This window comes from Rhizobium ecuadorense, from assembly GCF_001187535.1.
Taxonomy (GTDB): domain Bacteria; phylum Pseudomonadota; class Alphaproteobacteria; order Rhizobiales; family Rhizobiaceae; genus Rhizobium; species Rhizobium ecuadorense.
Genome location: NZ_LFIO01001835.1, coordinates 1 through 17,118 on the forward strand (window position 1 = coordinate 1; position 17,118 = coordinate 17,118).

General features: G+C 62.6%; 16 protein-coding genes. 3 read left to right on the plus strand and 13 right to left on the minus strand.

The window, feature by feature from the left end:
* Positions 1-44: 44 nt before the first annotated feature.
* The 5 genes from AF337_RS38720 to AF337_RS38740 all read right to left on the minus strand — a co-directional run bounded on the left by AF337_RS38720 (position 45) and on the right by AF337_RS38740 (position 5,950).
* Positions 45-470 (minus strand): hypothetical protein, encoded by a 426-nt coding sequence (locus AF337_RS38720; RefSeq protein WP_152971368.1) that lies wholly within the window; start codon positions 468-470, stop codon positions 45-47.
* 232 nt (positions 471-702) lie between these two features.
* Positions 703-1,017, minus strand: coding sequence for a hypothetical protein (locus AF337_RS43490; protein WP_049736346.1), 315 nt, complete (start codon positions 1,015-1,017; stop codon positions 703-705).
* A 24-nt stretch (positions 1,018-1,041) separates the two neighbouring features.
* The gene (locus AF337_RS38730) at positions 1,042-3,624 is read right to left on the minus strand and encodes a caspase family protein (protein ID WP_049736301.1); all 2,583 of its coding nucleotides are present in this window, start codon (positions 3,622-3,624) and stop codon (positions 1,042-1,044) included.
* 245 nt (positions 3,625-3,869) lie between these two features.
* Positions 3,870-5,147 carry an L-fuconate dehydratase gene (locus AF337_RS38735; RefSeq protein ID WP_049736302.1) on the minus strand — a complete coding sequence of 426 codons (1,278 nt, stop codon included), beginning with the start codon at positions 5,145-5,147 and terminating at the stop codon, positions 3,870-3,872.
* Positions 5,148-5,215: 68 nt separating this feature from the next.
* Entirely contained in the window at positions 5,216-5,950 is a 735-nt protein-coding gene (locus AF337_RS38740; protein ID WP_049736303.1) for an SDR family oxidoreductase, read from the minus strand.
* 301 nt (positions 5,951-6,251) lie between these two features.
* Between AF337_RS38740 and AF337_RS38745 the strand changes: the two genes are divergently transcribed.
* The 3 genes from AF337_RS38745 to AF337_RS38755 all read left to right on the plus strand — a co-directional run bounded on the left by AF337_RS38745 (position 6,252) and on the right by AF337_RS38755 (position 8,559).
* Positions 6,252-7,037 (plus strand): IclR family transcriptional regulator, encoded by a 786-nt coding sequence (locus AF337_RS38745; protein ID WP_049736304.1) that lies wholly within the window; start codon positions 6,252-6,254, stop codon positions 7,035-7,037.
* 77 nt (positions 7,038-7,114) lie between these two features.
* The gene (locus AF337_RS38750) at positions 7,115-7,951 is read left to right on the plus strand and encodes an amidohydrolase family protein (RefSeq protein ID WP_049736305.1); all 837 of its coding nucleotides are present in this window, start codon (positions 7,115-7,117) and stop codon (positions 7,949-7,951) included.
* Between the two features lie 203 nt (positions 7,952-8,154).
* The gene (locus tag AF337_RS38755; RefSeq protein WP_003563605.1) at positions 8,155-8,559 is read left to right on the plus strand and encodes a helix-turn-helix domain-containing protein; all 405 of its coding nucleotides are present in this window, start codon (positions 8,155-8,157) and stop codon (positions 8,557-8,559) included.
* A gap of 163 nt (positions 8,560-8,722) precedes the next feature.
* On the opposite strand, the gene AF337_RS38760 is transcribed toward AF337_RS38755, so the two are convergent.
* From AF337_RS38760 to nadA, 8 genes are all read right to left on the minus strand, one after another.
* The gene (locus AF337_RS38760; RefSeq protein WP_049736306.1) at positions 8,723-8,989 is read right to left on the minus strand and encodes a hypothetical protein; all 267 of its coding nucleotides are present in this window, start codon (positions 8,987-8,989) and stop codon (positions 8,723-8,725) included.
* A gap of 66 nt (positions 8,990-9,055) precedes the next feature.
* Entirely contained in the window at positions 9,056-9,799 is a 744-nt protein-coding gene (locus AF337_RS38765) for a TfuA-like protein (protein ID WP_049736307.1), read from the minus strand.
* Positions 9,796-11,160 carry a YcaO-like family protein gene (locus AF337_RS38770; RefSeq protein WP_244471387.1) on the minus strand — a complete coding sequence of 455 codons (1,365 nt, stop codon included), beginning with the start codon at positions 11,158-11,160 and terminating at the stop codon, positions 9,796-9,798. Before AF337_RS38770 ends, AF337_RS38765 begins: the two co-directional genes overlap by 4 nt.
* Before the next feature lie 13 nt (positions 11,161-11,173).
* Positions 11,174-11,317 carry a hypothetical protein gene (locus tag AF337_RS43940; protein WP_167347838.1) on the minus strand — a complete coding sequence of 48 codons (144 nt, stop codon included), beginning with the start codon at positions 11,315-11,317 and terminating at the stop codon, positions 11,174-11,176.
* Positions 11,318-11,419: 102 nt separating this feature from the next.
* Complete coding sequence (locus AF337_RS38775) at positions 11,420-13,372, minus strand: AfsR/SARP family transcriptional regulator (RefSeq protein WP_049736309.1); 1,953 nt, start codon at positions 13,370-13,372, stop codon at positions 11,420-11,422.
* Between the two features lie 304 nt (positions 13,373-13,676).
* A complete protein-coding gene (nadC, locus tag AF337_RS38780; RefSeq protein WP_193393706.1) occupies positions 13,677-14,597 on the minus strand; it encodes a carboxylating nicotinate-nucleotide diphosphorylase in 921 nt (306 codons plus the stop codon).
* Complete coding sequence (locus tag AF337_RS38785) at positions 14,575-16,110, minus strand: L-aspartate oxidase (RefSeq protein WP_049736311.1); 1,536 nt, start codon at positions 16,108-16,110, stop codon at positions 14,575-14,577. The genes nadC and AF337_RS38785 overlap by 23 nt, the downstream gene beginning before the upstream one ends.
* Positions 16,107-17,078, minus strand: a complete 972-nt coding sequence (gene nadA, locus AF337_RS38790; RefSeq protein ID WP_049736312.1) for a quinolinate synthase NadA — start codon at positions 17,076-17,078, stop codon at positions 16,107-16,109. Before nadA ends, AF337_RS38785 begins: the two co-directional genes overlap by 4 nt.
* Positions 17,079-17,118 lie beyond the last annotated feature (40 nt).

Sequence of the window (17,118 nt, forward strand, 5' to 3'; positions counted from 1 at the left end):
TTCCCTCCATGCCAAGGAAGATATTGCACCATCAAATGCCGGGACTAAACACCTAGGTCGCCCATTTTGAACGCATCCGGATATTTTGTTTTGATCAAGTTCGCGAATTGGCTCTCGATTGTCTCGTCGTCCGCCATACCCGGATGACGTCGATATTTCGTGACACATAATCCGTCGGGATTGATGAGGACCTTCAGAGATTGGTCGTCTGAGGCTCCCTCCGTGTATGTATACTTACCGGAGATAAGACTCGAACCCTTCTTGGTTTCGAACGTCTTCACCCCGTATCGCGCCGCGGCGGCGTAGGCCTGCGTATATGGCGCGCTGTAAGCAAAGCAAATATCCCGGAATGCAGCAACCGCTGGCTCAATTGCCACTGGACCGGCTGGCTTGGGGGCGGCCTGCTGTTTGGCACCTTCATCCGTTGTGGTGCAGCCGGTAAGCATCATGCCCAAGAGTGCTGCGATCAACGCGCTTCTTCCACTTATGCCCATAGAGGCTCATCCCACGCGTGTCTTTTCTCCTGTCGCAATCGCATAGCGTTGGATTTTGAACAAGGGCTTGCGTAAGGGACTCACACAGGATTTTGAGTTTCCCACCGCGCCAGAGGATGACGACGGCGGGATGAGTTTAGCTCTTGGCCACGAAGAGACCAATCTTGAACATACTATCAGGTAAAATGGATACTGAAGACAACCTGTCCTAGTGCCAACTGCCGCCGCCATCGCCGCCGCCGCCGCCGCCATCGCCGCCGCCACCGCCCATGCCGCCGCCGCCAGAACTGGAATTTCCACCGGAACCGTTGTCAGAGCGGGCAAAAGCCGATTCATTGCTCCTTGCCGCTACCTTTTTGACGGTGGGTGTTCGTTTTACTGTCGGCTGTTTATTGGCTGCCGGCTCTTCGCTGGTGAAAAGTGTCTTGGCGCCTGGGTCGAAGATGCAACTTTGCAGGATTGCGCCTGAGCCAACGATGAATGTCGAGCACAATAGGACCCGGATGATTTGATTGCTATTCATATAAGGCGCCCCCATACCGCCGTGTCAGAAGAGATCGTACCTCGGATTTCGCTTTATCCATGTCGCCTTGGCGAGCTGGATGAGTCTGTCGTTGAGTGATTTGGCTTTCGGAAGAGCCTTTTGTTCCTGAGCGGTCAGCTCTGCGGAGAAAATTCCTTCCGCTTTCTTCTTTGCAACGTCAGGCAGCGTCTTGAGTTCTGCCAACGCCTGGTTTTTCGGATCACCGCTACCAGGCCTGTTTACCGCCATCGCCAACGCAAAATAGCGTGCAGCGATCACTAGACTGTCTGGGTCGGTGCCGTCATCTCTGGCCAGTTTGGCACGGTCGAGAGCACCCCAATAGTCGCCGCGTTCTGCTCCTATCTCCAGCCATTTTACGGCTTCCGCTTTGTCTGCGGTAACGCCGACACCGTCGCGGTACATGCGCCCGAGGTTTGTCGGAGCGTAGGGCTGACCACCTTCTGCTGCCCGCGTAAATAGATCGAGCGCTTTTGGAAGATCCTGCGACGCGCCTTTACCAAAACGGTAGACCAGCGCCAGATTGTTCTGCGAATAGATGTCGTTGCGCTCGACACCGGCTTCGTAAAAGCGAATGCCGCGCTCCGGATCGGCCGGAACTTTGACGCCGTTCAAGAAGATATAGCCGAGAGCGTTCATGGCGTAGGTATGACCGAGATCGGCAGCCTGCAGCATCATGCGCAATCCTTGCTGCTGGTCAGCTTTGACGCCCCGTCCGTAATACAGATCGTTCCCGAAGCTGTGCAGTGCGTAAGGGTCGCCTTTCTTGGCTGCTGCTTGAACGATTTCTGCAGCTTTATCGACATTGCGAGGCACGGACGCACCAATTTCGTACATGGTCGAAAGATGATGGATCGCCCGGACATGCCCGGCATCCATCGCCTTCTTGATCGTCGCGAAAGCGGCCTTGGTGTCGCGGTTGGCAAGCTGGGCGCGGCCGAGCTGGTAGACGAAGCGCGCCACCTCGGGATAGGCCTTTATCGCCTCGGTGCAGGCCGGCAGCGCCTCGTCGGGGTCGATCTCGTTCGGCAGTTTGCCCGAGGTGACGCCCTGCAGGTCGAGGGGGGCTGCGGCTGCGCTGTCGCAGGCGTCGAGCACCGGCTTGAAGGTGACGGTCGCCGGCGGCAGGTTGTCGTTGGCGGCTTGCAGCGTCAGGGCGAAAGGCTGGTTTTCCGTGCCGATCTGCGGCTCGTAGGAAAGGCCCGGAATATCGGCTGCCTCAAGCACATGGCCGAGGCCGATCACCCGGTCTCCGGCGCGCAGCGTGCCCTTGTCGGGCAGCGCCGCGACCTTGAAGGTCATCTCCGCCGCCGATGCCGGAACGACCGGCAGGCTGGCCGCGACCGGGCCGACGCCGATCGTGGTGCTCACGTCGCGCGGCAGCGTTTTCAGATAGGCATCGGCATCGGCAAGCCGCACCTGCTTTTGCTGTTCGAGCTGGGCGAGCTTGGCGCCGGCATCCGCCGCCACGGTGATCGCGACGACGCCCTGCGTCGCCTGACCATAAGGATCGCTGACGCTATAGCCGATCAGGCCGACAGTTCCGGCGGCGACACCCGAGGAATCATAAGTCAGCGCCGTCAGCGCCGCGGCCGGCATCTTGGCGCCCTGCTCGACCGGTTTGCCGTCGAAGCTGAGCTTGCCGGTCTGCGGCAGCTGGTTGAGGGTGACGAGCAGCGTCGAGCCGGTCTCGTCATGCGGCGGGGCGATCGGCAGCTTGGTGGCGGCAGCCCCTTCCGGCACGCTCACCTGCTGCATCGCTTCGACGCTCGGCGGCGGCGGCGCCGGGATGAAATAGAAGCTGTCCATCAACGAGGAGTTTTCCCAGGGAACCTGCTTGCCGCCGGTCATGGCGATCACATCGCGACGGACATCGGTCAGCACCTGGCGGATTTCCTTGTTCGGTTCGCTGGCGCGTTTGATGAAGGATTCGGAATAGGGGCTGAGCGCCCCGGCGCCATCGAGCGCCACCTGGCCCGGTTCGGTGGAGAAGGCGATCAGGCTGCCGAGATCGCTGTCGATGCGGGCAAGGCCGCGGGTGGCGCCGACCGGTTCGAGCTTTTCCGCCATCCAGAATTTCTGGGCATTGAAGGGATTGTTGCGGCAGGCATCGAGGAAGATCAGCTGCACCCGCGAATTCTGCTTGAGATGGTTGAGGATGAGGTCGAGCGGCATGGTCTGCGTCTCGACGTCATAGGGCGTCTCCAGCGTTGCATCGACCGGCACGATGAAATTCTGCCCGCCCACCTGGATGCCGTGGCCAGAATAATAGATCAGGCCGGCCTCGGCATTGCTGGTCGAACGCAGGAAGCGGCGCACCGTATCCTCGAGCCCGATGCGGTCGACATTGACGCCGATCGTCACGTCGAAACCGGCCGAGCGCAGCGTGTTGGCGACCTCTTCGACATCATTGGCGGGATTGGGAAGCGAGGGCAGCGTCTTATAGACCGAGTTGCCGATGACGAGCGCGACGCGGCGGCCGTTTTCACCTTCCGTGATGGCGGCATATGCGGTGGCCGCCGACAGCAGTATTGCTGCGATGGTCAGCAGATAGGCGCACAGTCTCCTGATGTGGTGAAACTTGGGCATGGCTCGATCGCAAACATTCTATTGTTTAAGTTCAATAAAATTTGCTGGCCTGCTGGTGCTGGGCCCCCTCCGCATTCACCCTTTGAAAATATTCCTCACCGCTAAAAAAAGCAAGCTTCGCCCGCCTCCAAGTGAATTGGAGCAGTCCCGTCAGATTGGAAGCCCGTCGGCTGCGGGAAAGACTGTCGGCATCAGGAAATTATCCTGCGGCCGGCAGCGGATACGTCAGCGCGGGCGAAGTTTTCTTAGCCTGGAAACGTATAGTTGCTGATCGAGGCCGGTTTCATCTCGATCGAGAAGCCCGGCAGGCTGGGCGGCATGTAGGCGGCGTTCTCGATCCGGCAGGGGTCGAGGAAATGCTCGTGCAGGTGGTCGACATATTCGATGACGCGGCCTTCCTTGGTGCCCGATACTGCGACGTAATCGATCATCGACAGATGCTGCACATATTCGCAGAGGCCGACGCCGCCGGCATGCGGCCAGACCGGCAGGCCGAACTTGGCGGCGATCAGCAGCACGGAGAGAACCTCGTTCAGCCCGCCCATGCGGCAGGAATCGATCTGGACGATGTCGATCGCGCCTTCGGCGATGAACTGCTTGAACATGATGCGGTTCTGGCACATCTCGCCGGTCGCGACCTTCACCGGCGCAATCGCCTGGCGGATCTTGCGGTGGCCGGCGACGTCGTCGGGGCTTGTGGGTTCCTCGATGAAGAAGGGCTTGGCCGGGGCAAGCGCCTTGACCCAGTCGATCGCCTGGCCGACATCCCAGACCTGGTTGGCGTCGATCATCAGATAACGGTCGGGACCGATCACCTCGCGGGCGATCCTCAGACGGCGGATATCGTCTTCCAGGTCGCGGCCGACCTTCATCTTGATATGGTTGAAGCCGGCGTCGATCGCCTCCTTGCAGAGGCGGCGCAGTTTCTCGTCCTCATAACCCAGCCAGCCGGCCGAGGTGGTGTAGCAGGCATACCCCTCTCTTTCGAGGATGGCGATGCGTTCGGCCTTGCCGGCTTCGGCGCGCTTCAGGATCTCGACCGCCTCCTCACGCGTCAGCACGTCGGTGAGATAGCGGTAATCGACGATATCGGCGATCTCTTCCGGCGACATATCGGCGACGAGGCGCCAGACCGGCTTTCCCGCCTGTTTGGCAAGCAGATCCCAGACGGCGTTGACGACCGCGCCGGTCGCCAGATGGATGGCGCCCTTCTCCGGGCCGATCCAGCGCAACTGGCTGTCGCTCGTCAGATGCCGCCAGAATTTGCCGGGATGGGCGAGCACTTCGGCAAGATCGGTGCCGACGACGAGATGGCGCATCGCCTCGATCGCCATGCAGCAGATGTCGTTGCCGCGGCCGATGGTGAAGGTCAGGCCGTGGCCGGCAAGGCCGGGCGCATCGGTATCGAGAATGACGTAGGCGGCCGAATAGTCCGGATCGGGGTTCATCGCATCCGATCCATCCAGGCTCTGCGAGGTGGGAAAGCGGAGATCGAAGACACGAAGGTCGGTGATGCGGGTCATGGTTGTTCTCCCAAATTGCAATAGCCGGATGGCCGGCAGGGGCTGCCGGCCGGCTTCCTTGGCCGAAATCAGATCGTCCAGCCGCCGTCGATGGCGATCGCCTGGCCCGACGTATAGGTGGCGCCGGCCAGATAGACGGCGAGATCGGCGATCTCTTCAGGTGAGCCGAGCCGGCCCATCGGCTGGCGGGCGATGAAGGCGGCGCGGGCCGCGTCATAATCGCCCTGGGCGCGCATGCGGTCCTGCAGCGACGGGCTTTCCACCGTGCCCGGGCAGATGGCGTTGCAGCGGATGCCCTCGGCGACATAATCGGCGGCAACGGATTTGGTCAGCCCGATGACCGCCGCCTTGGTGACGCCATAGGCGAAGCGGTTCGGGACGCCCTTGATGCTGGAGGCGACCGAGGCCATGTTGATGATCGACCCGTCCTTGCGCTCCCGCATGCCGGGCAGCACGGCGCGGATGGTGCGGATCATCGCCTTGACGTTGAGGTCGAGGGCAAATTCGAAATCGGAATCCTTCATCTCCAGGATCGAGCCGGCGTGAACGAAGCCGGCACAGTTGAACAGCACGTCGACAGCGCCGATGTCGGCGACGAGAGCCTTGACCGCATCTTCTTCGAGCACGTTCAGCTGATGAGTGGACACCCCGGTTTCTGCTGCAAGCGTCGCCAGTGCGCCGGTATTGATGTCGGTCGCGTGGACCTTGGCGCCGACCGCGGCAAAGGCTATCGCCGTCGCCCGGCCGATGCCCTGGCCGGCGGCGGTGATGAGAACGGTCTTGCCGGAAAGTCTGTTTGTCATGTCACGGGCCTCTTCTGGAATTGTCTGTGCCGAACGATCGAATGCAGTTTCATGTCTTGGCGAAGGCTCGGGCATTCACCCTTTTCTATTTTGCGCGCTGTGGCTGCCCTCCGGCAAGATGGCGCTGGCAAGCCTGCCGTGTTTTCCGCGTGCGATTTCTCACCCAATGTCAAGCTGCGTCTTCAGTGATGATTTGTCTGTTTATAGACAAACAGACGATTAGCCAAGGGTCAAGCGCAAACTTTTCCTTTTCCGGCTGCGGTTCTGCGTATATGCAGGATGATATTCACAGGAGGAAGGAATGGAGACCGACGAGTCAGACCGCTACCGCGCTCCTGCGCTCGACAAGGGCCTCGATATCTTGGAATTGCTCGCCAGCGTCGACAGCGGCCTCACTCAGGCCGATATCGCCAAGCGGCTCGACCGCAGCCCCAATGAATTCTACCGCATGCTCGACCGCCTGGTGCGTCGCGGCTACGTCACCCGGCTGGACGGCGACCGCTATTCGCTGACGCTGAAGCTCTTCGGTCTGGCGCAACTGCACACCCCGGTGCGCCGGCTAGCCTCCTACGCCACGCCGCTGATGCGCGATCTCGCCCAGCGCTCGCGCCAGGCCAATCACCTCGCCGTCTTCGATCGCGGCGCGGCTGTCGTCATCGCCCAGCAGGAGGCGCCGGACTATTGGGGCTTCTCGATCCGCATCGGCGCCCATATCAGCCTGTTCGACACCGGTTCTGGGCATGTGCTGCTCGCGTTCCGCAGCCCGGAGGAGCGGGAGATGATGATCTCCGAACATGTGCGCAGCCGCGCGGAGATAGAACTCGGCCCCGATTTCTACGATCGTCTCGACCAGATCCGCGAGCGCGGCTACGAGATGATGGCGAGCGCCCAGACCTCCGGCGTCTATAATCTCTCCGCACCGGTCCTCGGGCCGGACGGGCGCTGCATCGCCGCCCTCACCTGCCCCTTCATCGCGCTCGTCAATGCGCCGGCAGCACCCGATATCAGCCAGGCGATCATGCTGGTGCAAAAGACCGCCAACCAGCTTTCGCTGCTGGCCGGCGCCGACGTCGTAAGCCCTGCCTGAACGGGCGGCAATTTCTATTTGAACAATCCATTCACCGGGGATAGCTTGCGGCACAGCCTGGCTTGGAGGAGAAAAGCGTGCTCATCGACACCCATCTGCACATTATCGATCGCTCGGCACTGCCCTATCCCTGGCTTTCCCAGGTGCCCGATCTCGATCGTGATTTTCTCTATGAGACCTATGCGGCCGAGGCGCGGCGCTGCGGCATCACCACGGCCCTGCACATGGAGGTCGATGTCGATCCCGCCGCCATGCAGGGCGAGACCGACCACATTGCCGGCATCGCGGGGAAGACAGGCAGCCTGATTGCCGGCGCCATCGTCTCCTGCCGGCCGGAGGAAGAAGACTTTGCCGCCTATCTCGAACGGCAGAAGGCCGATCGCTTCGTCAAGGGATTCCGCCGCGTGCTGCATGTCGTGCCCGACGACGTGTCGGAAGGCGCCTTGTTCCGCGAAAACATCCGCCGCATCGGCGGCAGCGGCCTGACCTTCGACCTTTGCACATTGCCGCACCAGGCCGGCCGCGTCACGGCCCTCATCGATCTCGCGCCGGATGTGCAGTTCGTACTCGACCATTGCGGCGTGCCCGATATCCGCTCCGGTGCCTTCGAGCCGTGGAAGGCCGGCATATCGGAGATCGCCCGGCGGCCGAACGTCGTCTGCAAGGTTTCCGGCGTCGTTGCCTATGCCGATGCCAGGACATGGACGGCGCAGACGCTGCAGCCCTATATCGAACACGTGATTGCAAATTTCGGCTGGGATCGCGTCGTCTGGGGCAGCGACTGGCCGGTCTGCACGCTCGGCGGCGGCCTGTCCACCTGGGTCGCCGCGACCCATGCCGTGCTCTCCGGCAGCAGCGAGGCGGAGCGGTCCAAGCTGCTTTTCGCCAATGCACAGCGTCTTTGGGCGCTTTGAGGTCACGAAATCACATGATGTGCTGTGCCTAATAAAAGTGCTACTTTGGCATGTCTTTTGCTTCTGTAAGGATGAAGCGACGCGGTGTTTCGGTTTGGGACGACTTACCACCAGGCAATTGCTAGCTTTAGCCATCTCAGGTAAAAGTTGTCAGACACGGATTTGGCGAATACTTCTAATCCGGTGTCCTCAGGAGGGAAAAAATGAAAGAAGAACCGCATTCCGTCGATGTTCACGTCGGAAAGACCATCCGTATCCAGCGTTTGTTGAGGAAAGTTTCTCAGACGGAACTGGGCGATCGGGTTGGTGTAACGTTCCAGCAGATCCAGAAATACGAAAAGGGTTCGAACCGCGTTTCCGCCAGCATGCTGGTTGAAATCGCCGGCGCGCTGAAGGTCGACGTCAGGACGTTTTTCGACGATCTGTCGACCCCCGATACGGCCAACGACAACCCGGCTCCCAGCGAGGAATTCATCATCTCGCGCGAAGGCGTGCTGCTCAATGCGGCGTTCTTTTCGATCAAGAACGAAGCTCTTCGCAAGAAGATCCTGAAGCTCGTCCAGGCGATCGCGCATACCGAACAGCTGGAAGGCGACGCGGCAGAATAACACTCCTGATCTTCACGCGGCCCGGGCAAGCCGCATGATGATCGATCGGTGATCGGGGGTGGCGATCGTGGTCGATAGTATCGACCGGGGACCGATCGCGACCACTGGCTATCGATCGGGATCGATCAGGGATCGAGTGAGATCAATCAGGGATCGATCGGGATCAATGGCGATCGATCAGGATCAGATTCTCGCTGGCATCCTTCATTGCGATCTTGGCTTTGCTGCCGAGCAGTTTTTCGAGATTGACGTCTAGCTCCCTGTCGGGATCTATGCCGTCCCAATCGATGGCGACCTGCAGCAGCGCCATGTTCGTCAGGTGCATCAGATTACGCAGCTGAAGCTTTTCAGCCTCCTCCTTGGCTGCCGACAGCAGCCGGAAGATCCTTGCGTATTCGCTGCCTGTACCTTCGTTGCGTTGTTCAAACATCGGTCCCGCCCCTTTGGCCGTGAAACCCTACGATTCCATCACCACTGCATCTTTCCGCCGTGACCGTTATTCAAGCGTTACAGCAACCGCATTGCGCGTGACTTCGGCGTGCAGCAGCTCCCAATGCGAGGTTGCGGCAAAGCGCCAGTCACGGTTGACGGGCAGGAATTCGTCCCGGCGCAGCCAATCCAGCACCAGCCGGGCGTCGCTGCGCTTGCGCTCGACGCGATGCTGGCGGACAGCGGCGAGGATCTGGTCGCGGCGCGGCTTGCGGAAATGGCACTCGTCGACGACCTTGGCATAGGTGCGCTCGGAAAAATGCAGGAAACGGCCGGCAAGCAGCAGTTTCTTGCGCTCGCCTGACGAGATCTCGCCACCGGCAAAAAGCGCATCAACGGTCGGCTCGAAATCGACCCAGGGCACCGAAAGCGGCAGCCAGCCGAGCGCCTGCGGCGCATGCACCAGCGCGACGGCTTCGTCGTCGAGCAGCCGCCCGGCCTCGTAATCTTCGAAGATCGAGCCAAGCCCGACCATGCCGAAGGGCGCGCATTCGGCCGCCCGCAACGCGCCCATGCTGGCGCCGCCGGCAACGGCGACATCATGCTCGAGCGCGAACAGAATTTCCTTGTGCCAGACCGAGGGCAGGTCGCCGAAATAACCGTCGACGAGGCCGATGGCGGTGGCGCCGTCGTGAACGGCCTTCAGGATGTCGCCGCAGGCGGCCGGCGGCCGGAAATCGATGCGGGGGGACATGGCTCTCGCCGCCGCGAGATCGCTGCCAAGGCTCGGGCCGACGAACAGCACCTTCATGACTGGGCTCCTCTCATCGTGTTGACCGCCCGCATGCCGAGCTGGATGTACTGGCCCGAGATATCGACCTCCAGACCCGGCACGATCACCCTGACGACGGAGACGGGCAGGACCCGATGCGCAAACGGCACGACGACGATCTGCTCGATGCCGGTTGCCGCCAGCCGGCCGGCAATCTGGCCGATGGTGTCCTGGATCGTCGCCGCGCGGGGATGGCGGGCCTGGAACGGGCACATCCGGCCGTCGCCCTCGCAGAGCTCGACCACCTGCTGCATCGCCTCGCTCCGGTCGAGCCGCTGATAGACGCGCGGCGAGAAATCGTCGCGGCTGCCGGCAATCGCGGTCAGCCGGCTCTGCGCCGCTTCGGTGATGGCGCGCAGCGCGGCGCGCACGGGGTCGGGATGGCAGCCGCAGCCGCCGCAGACATGGGCCCAGCGCGCATCGACGCGGTCGGAAAGATTGCCGGGCATGATGACGGCGAGAAAGGCAGGCACGCCGATATCGGTGGTCATGTCGAGCAGCAGCAGCCGCATGCCGGCGCGGGTGATCCGATCGGTCATGATATCGATGACCGCATCGCCGAAGCAGGCGGGGTCGATGCGGCTTTCCTTCAGCCGCTGTGGCGATTTCAGCTGGGTCAGGGCCCAGGCGTCGCGTTCCACCAGCTCGCAAAGCCCATGCAGGACCGCTTCGGACGGCGTGTTGCCGGAGGCGAGCCCGTCACTCGACTGCTCGAAGCCCGGCGGCCGCTCGCCGCGGTGGTCGAGGCCGACGAGCCACCAGGGCACGAAGACGCTGCTGCCGGAAAGAATGTCGAGCCCGGAGCACCAGGGAATGAGGCCTGTGCCGATCTCGTCGGGTGCGCAGCGTGCGACATTGTCGAGATCGATCATGGCGGCATGTTCGGCCCGGATGCCCTCGACCGTCGCCAGCGTCAGGTCGGCGGGTGGGATTTCGGCGATCCGCGTCTCGATCGCTTCCATGGCGGCCGAGGTCATGGCGGCGTCATTGTCGATGCCCTTGCCCTGAAAGACCGAGAGCGTATGGCTGTTCGGCCGCGTGGCGAAAGCGACAGGGATGTTCAGGACGTCGAGCGCGGTCAACAGGCCGACGCGGGTAATGCCGAATTCGCGCAGATGCGGCCTGATGGCTGCAAGGGTCTGCGCCGGCGTGACGGCGCGGTCATGATACTCGCTGACGCCGGCCGATGATCGTTCGAGGTCATCGGCGAGCGTTTCGAGAGCATTTCCGTTTTTCTTCGGATCACGAAAATGCTCTGTTTCTTTGTTTTCACACAATCCCGGACGCAAAACCACTTCACACTTTTGCTGGAATTGCTCTAGATCGGCGAAAGCGGACATACCAATCTCGCCCTTAACGGAACCTCAGCGCGTGCGTCAGGCTTTCGAGCGCATTGGCGGAAACGTTGAGTTCGTCCTGTTTCATCGCTGCTCTGGCGGCTGCAGAGAAGCGCAGGGACTGGGTCTGAACTGCAGTGCTTTCAGCATTCGTCTTCATGTTCCATCTCCGATTGGTTGGGCAGCGCGCTGCCGTTAACCATCAGAGGGAAACATTGCCTGCGTCATTTAAGCGTTACAGGCTTCGTTAAAAGGCGGTCTATCAGGGAAGACCGGCCAGTTGCAGGCCCATTATCAGCGGTTCGGTAAAGGCGGGATCGCGATCGGGGACGAAATGACGGATGTCCTCGCTGCGGAAATCGGGGAAATTTTCCAGAACCGTTCTGGCATAGCTGTGGGCCTTGCCGGTATTGCCCGACATGGCATGCGAGGCGGCGAGCAGGCGGGCGGTCGCCTGTTTCGTCTTCACCGGTTCCAGCGCGTCGATCGCCTTTTCATACTCTTCGCGCATGAAGTGGATGCCGCCGAGGTTCCAGTAATAATAGTCCGGCGGCAGCGGATTGAGCTTGAAGGCTGCACGGCTGAGCTCCAGCGCCCGGTCGAAATCGCCGTCGTGAGAAAGTGCGTCGGAGAAATCGGCGAGAATATCGGCATCGTTGGGATTGAGATCCTGGGCCTGCTGGAAATATTCGAGGCTTTCGTCGAAGCGGCGCCGATAAAGCGCGACAAAACCGAGCTCGCGATAGGCCCGGCCGCTGTTCGGGTCAGACTGCTGTGCCTGCCGGGCGGCGCCGTTCGCCTCGTCGAGCAGGTCGGTGTCGCGCATCCCGCGGATCAGCCATTCCATGCCGAGTGCCCGCGACACACCGGCATGGGCGGCGGAGAAATGCTCATAACGATTGAGCGAGGATTTGAACCATTTGCGCGCCTGGCGCAGATGCTGCAGGTCGGTCTGGGCGATCAGCCGCTTGCCTTCCAGGTAAAGGCGATAGGCGGAGGCCGGCGCCTCGCCGATCGGCATCGCCAGTTCGTGGCGCTCGATCGTGTCGGCGAGCGAGGAGACGATCCGCCGCGTCAGATGCGCGAAGGATTCGCTGATCTTCTGCATCACCAGCGGCAGTTCCAGCGCCCAGATCACTTCGGACGTCGTCGTCCGCGTCAGCCGGCAGGTGGCAAAGACGTCCTCGTCGCGGCCCTGGATGGTGACATAAACCGCATAGTCGAAGCTGAGGTCGAGCGGGCCGGACACGGCACGTGCCGGATCGATCGAGCGGCTGAGGATTTCGAGGCTCGTATGCGCCGCGATCACCTTGAAGCCGCGCTGCTGGCTGAGGCCGATGGTGACGTCTTCGAGAAGCGCTCTGCCGACACGCTCCATCAGCGGATCGGTGAAGATGCTTTCCGGCGGCAGGATGATGATGCGCGGCTGGCCGAGCAGATCGCCAAACACTCCAGGCACAGGCGGGCGCTCCGGCGCGGCTGCCTGTGCCGCCGGAATCAGGCCGAGTTCGCGTGCGAGTGCTGTGGTGCTTTCCTCCGGCTCGGTGTCGAACTCGTCTTTCAGCTGGCTCTTGCATTTCAGATAGGCCTGGCGGGCCGCAGCCGGATCGTTCATCCTGACATGGGTGCGCATCAGGGCGCGATAGGCCGTCTCACTGGCAGGATCGAGTTCCAGCAGGCGCCTGGCAAGCGCGACCTGCTCATCATCGGACCTGTCTTCCGATGTTTCGATCAGCCGCGTCAGATGGGTCGAGCGCCATTCGTCGATCCGCTGGCGTTCAAAGGTCAGCCAGTCCTCGGCACCCTGCGTCGGCGATTTGGCGCCTTCCAGCAGTTCGCCGTTCAGCATATCGCTGTCTTCGGGGGCGAGCGGCCCTTTCTGTTTCAGGATATGAACGTCGACCTCCCAGCCATCCGCAAGCCCGATATGGGTTCGGGTCGCGGCGAGCAGCGGCGGAAGGTCGGCGGGAATGCTCTGCTCGATGCGCGACAGCAGCTGGCGCAGGCTGCCTGCCCGTTTTTCCGGCAGTTCCGACTGCCAGAGCTGTCGCCTGACGGTTTCGCGGTCGAGTTCGAGATTGGCTTCGGCGGCGAGCATGGCGAGGAGAAAATAAGACTTCTCCGGCAAAGGGAGTTCCCTCCCCGTTGCCAGCAGCCTCGGTCTTCCGAGCAGGCACAGCCTGTTCTTCGACATCAGTCCGGATCTCCGTTGCATCCCGGTTCTCACCCCTGAAAGCCATGGCGCGCAAACGTAGCGGTCGCGGAAACATGTTAGAGCTATAAGAGCGCCGCGCATAGCGGTTTTTGCTATAAAGAGAAGAAGTTTCAGCGAATATTTGCATTTTCGCGTGCCGCTCGCCGAGAAGATGCTTCGCCAACACTTGCCGATTAAGGTGCTGTGGACCTTCTCCGGCGAGGAGTTGTTTGAGCCGCGGCTGGCCTTCATAGCCAGCAGAGTAGAACAGGATGATTTTAGGCCGGATCGGAGTAAAATCTGAATCCTGTTCTAAATTAAATAGTTAGAGCATCTGCGCAACCCGTTTCAGGCTTGTTTCCGCCGCGGTCGCCTCGACGAAATCGAGCCCGATGTCCAGTACCGGGGCGCTATGCGTCAGCCAGCCGACGGAAATGAGGTCGACGCCGGAGGCGGCGATTGCGGCGGCCGTTGCCGGCGTGACCCGGCCGGAGGCCTCGGTGATCGCCCGGCCGGCGACGATGGCGACGGCCTGGCGCAGCTGATCCGGCGTCATATTGTCGAGCAGAACGGCGTCGACGCCGGTCTCCATCGCTTCGCGCAGCTGGTCGAGCGTGTCCACTTCGACCTCGATCTTCACCATGTGACCGATGCCGGCGCGTGCCCGGCGGATCGCCTCGGTGACGCCGCCTGCAATGGCGACGTGATTGTCCTTGATCAGCACCGCGTCATGCAGCGCGAACCGGTGGTTCATGCCGCCGCCGGCCCGCACCGCATATTTCTCCAGCGCTCTCAGCCCCGGCGTCGTCTTGCGGGTGCAGGCGACGGAGGCTTTGGTGCCGCGGATCGCGGCGGCAATCTCTGCCGTGACCGTCGCAATGCCGGAGAGATGGCCGAGGAAATTCAGCGCAGTGCGCTCAGCCGTCAGCAGGCCGCGTGATGGACCTTCGATGGTGGCGATCACGTCGCCGGGCTTGACCGCGTCACCGTCCTGGAGATTGCGGCGCATGGTGATACCAGGATCGACGAGGGCGAAGGCGAGTTCGGCCGCATCGAGACCGGCGATGACGCCCGACTGGCGGGCGGCCATGACGACCGTCGAGCGATGGTCGTGGGGGATGACCGAGGCCGAGGTGATATCGCCGGCAAGACCGAGATCTTCGAGCAGGGCTGCCCGGACCAAGGGTTCGACGATCAGGCGCGGAAGCGGGACGAGATTCATCTCAGGCACTCCTGGCAAGGGCATAGGGCACGCGGGCGATCTCCAGCGCTTCGGAAAGGCGCATGCGGCAGCGCTCGGCAGCGCCGAGCTTCAGCGGAAAATCGGTGCGCGCATGGGCGCCGCGCGATTCCATCCGCAGGCTGGCAAAGACGGCGATCAGCAGCGCGACGATAGCGGGATCGGCGGCAGGGCCGTCGCCTTCGGCCAGCGGCAGCAAGGCGGCGATCGCGCCCTCAACGGCGCCGGCATTGCGCAGCACGCCGAGATGGCGCGAGACGATCGGCCGGACGAGCGATGCATCGGCAGGCGGCGGCAGTCTATCGGCAAGGATGGTGCCGACAGCGCGCGCCGGCACGGCCGAGATGTCGCGCGCCGCCCGCATGCCCATCACCGCCGCCTCCAGCAGCGAATTGCTGGCAAGCCGGTTGGCGCCATGCAGGCCGGTCGAAGCCGCTTCGCCGGCGACCCAGAGACCGGCAACCGAGCTGCGGCCGTTCGCATCGGTGGCGACGCCGCCCATGTGATAGTGAACGGCCGGGCGCACCGGAATGAGGTCGTTCGCCGGATCGATGCCGGCCTCGCCGCAAAGGGCTGCGATGACGGGAAAGCGTGCGGCAAAGCGGCTGCCGAGTGCCGCGCGGGCATCGAGGAAGACGCGGCCGCCGCGGGCGATTTCGGCGCTGATGGCGCGTGCCACCACATCGCGCGGCGCAAGTTCGGCGCCCGGGATGCGGGCCATGAAGCGTTCGCCGCGTTCGTTGACCAGCAAGGCCCCCTCGCCGCGCACTGCTTCGCTGACCAGCGCCAAGGGCCGGCGGCGGGAATCGAGCGCAGTCGGATGGAACTGGACGAATTCCATGTCAGTGAGATCGGCACCGGCTCTTGCCGCGAGCGCGATGCCCTGGCCGAAATTGCCCGTCGGATTGGTGGTCGCGTCGAAAAGGCCGCCGATGCCGCCGGTGGCGAGCACCAGTTCTGATGTCGGCAGGATGGCGGCGCCATTCACGGTCGCGCAGAGCAGGCCGGCGACATGCTCGCCCTCCATCAAGATCCGCCGCGCCTCAAAGCCTTCGAGCACGGTGACGGACGGTGTCTGCTTCACCGCCCGCACCAGGGCGGCGACGATCGCCGCTCCCGAACCATCGCCTTCGGCATGGACGATGCGGCGGCGGCTATGGGCGGCCTCCAGCCCGAGCGAAAGTTCGCCCGCGGCATTGCGGTCGAAACGCACGCCGGCTTGCTCCAGCGCTGCGATCGCCGCCGGTGCTTCGGCAATGATGCCGGCGGCAACCGAGGGATCGCAGAGGCCGTCACCGGCGGCGAGCGTGTCGGCAAGGTGCAGTTCGGCGCTGTCGTCGGCGCCCATGCCGGCGGCGATGCCGCCCTGCGCCCAGGCGCTCGACGTCTCCGTGCCAAGGGCGGCGCGGGTGACGATGACGGAAGGTTTCGGCGCCAGCGTCAGTGCGGTCATCAGCCCGGCAAGGCCGCTGCCGACGATCACCGTGCGGCCGGCGAGATTGTGGAGAGCCTCGGTCATATCGCCAGCATCCTTTCGACGGCGCGGCGCGCGGCCACGGCAATCGCCGGATCGACCGTCACTTCATGGCGGTTTTCCTCAAGCGCTCCGCGAATATTGGCCAGCGTGATCCGCTTCATATGCGGGCAGAGATTGCAGGGGCGAATGAACTCGACGTCAGGATGGTGCACGGCGACATTGTCGCTCATCGAACACTCGGTGAGCAGCACGACGCGCGCCGGCTTCCGGCTGCCGACATAATCCGACATCACCGCGGTCGAGCCGGCGAAATCGGCTTCGGCCACCACCTCGGGCGGGCATTCGGGATGGGCGAGCACCGTTACGCCGGGATGGTTTTCGCGCAGCTGGCGCACGTCGTCGGCGGTAAAGAGTTCGTGCACCTCGCAATGTCCGTGCCAGGCGATGATCTCGACATCGGTCTCGCGGGCGACGTTGCGCGCCAGGTATTCGTCCGGGATCATCAGCACTTTGGGAACGCCGAGCGATTCCACCACCTGCTTGGCATTGCCAGAGGTGCAGCAGATGTCGGAGGCGGCCTTCACCGCGGCCGAGGTGTTGACATAGGTGATGATGGGCACGCCGGGATGGGCTTGGCGCAAGAGCGCGATATCTTCAGGCGTGATCGAATCCGCCAGCGAACAGCCGGCACCGAGATCCGGGATCAGCACGGTTTTCTCAGGATTGAGCAGCTTGGCGGTCTCGGCCATGAAATGCACGCCGGCCAGCACGATCACGTCGGCATCGACTTCGATCGCCTTGCGGGCGAGCGCCAGGCTGTCGCCGACGATATCGGCGACGCCATGAAAGATCTCGGGCGTCTGGTAGTTATGCGCGAGGATGACGGCGTTGCGGCGGCGCTTGAGCTCAAGGATGGCGTCGACATCGTTTTCGAAGGTCATCCATTCGGCTTTGGGAATGACGCGGCTGACGCGCTCATAGAGCGAGGATGCGGAAACAGGGTGATTCATGACCGGCTCCTAATTATGCTCCATTTGAGCATATCATGGG

Bases quoted from the DNA above. Each gene is read 5' to 3' on its own strand.
- AF337_RS38765 (WP_049736307.1), bottom strand. From the start codon at position 9,799: ATGAAGGTGCTGTTCGTCGGCCCGAGCCTTGGCAGCGATCTCGCGGCG.
- AF337_RS38730 (WP_049736301.1), bottom strand. From the start codon at position 3,624: ATGCCCAAGTTTCACCACATCAGGAGACTGTGCGCCTATCTGCTGACC.
- AF337_RS38745 (WP_049736304.1), top strand. From the start codon at position 6,252: ATGGAGACCGACGAGTCAGACCGCTACCGCGCTCCTGCGCTCGACAAG.
- nadC (WP_193393706.1), bottom strand. From the start codon at position 14,597: ATGCCCTTGCCAGGAGTGCCTGAGATGAATCTCGTCCCGCTTCCGCGC.
- AF337_RS38740 (WP_049736303.1), bottom strand. From the start codon at position 5,950: ATGACAAACAGACTTTCCGGCAAGACCGTTCTCATCACCGCCGCCGGC.
- AF337_RS38735 (WP_049736302.1), bottom strand. From the start codon at position 5,147: ATGACCCGCATCACCGACCTTCGTGTCTTCGATCTCCGCTTTCCCACC.
- AF337_RS38770 (WP_244471387.1), bottom strand. From the start codon at position 11,160: ATGTCCGCTTTCGCCGATCTAGAGCAATTCCAGCAAAAGTGTGAAGTG.
- AF337_RS43490 (WP_049736346.1), bottom strand. From the start codon at position 1,017: ATGAATAGCAATCAAATCATCCGGGTCCTATTGTGCTCGACATTCATC.
- AF337_RS38755 (WP_003563605.1), top strand. From the start codon at position 8,155: ATGAAAGAAGAACCGCATTCCGTCGATGTTCACGTCGGAAAGACCATC.
- AF337_RS38760 (WP_049736306.1), bottom strand. From the start codon at position 8,989: ATGTTTGAACAACGCAACGAAGGTACAGGCAGCGAATACGCAAGGATC.
- AF337_RS38785 (WP_049736311.1), bottom strand. From the start codon at position 16,110: ATGACCGAGGCTCTCCACAATCTCGCCGGCCGCACGGTGATCGTCGGC.
- nadA (WP_049736312.1), bottom strand. From the start codon at position 17,078: ATGAATCACCCTGTTTCCGCATCCTCGCTCTATGAGCGCGTCAGCCGC.
- AF337_RS38775 (WP_049736309.1), bottom strand. From the start codon at position 13,372: ATGCAACGGAGATCCGGACTGATGTCGAAGAACAGGCTGTGCCTGCTC.
- AF337_RS43940 (WP_167347838.1), bottom strand. From the start codon at position 11,317: ATGAAGACGAATGCTGAAAGCACTGCAGTTCAGACCCAGTCCCTGCGC.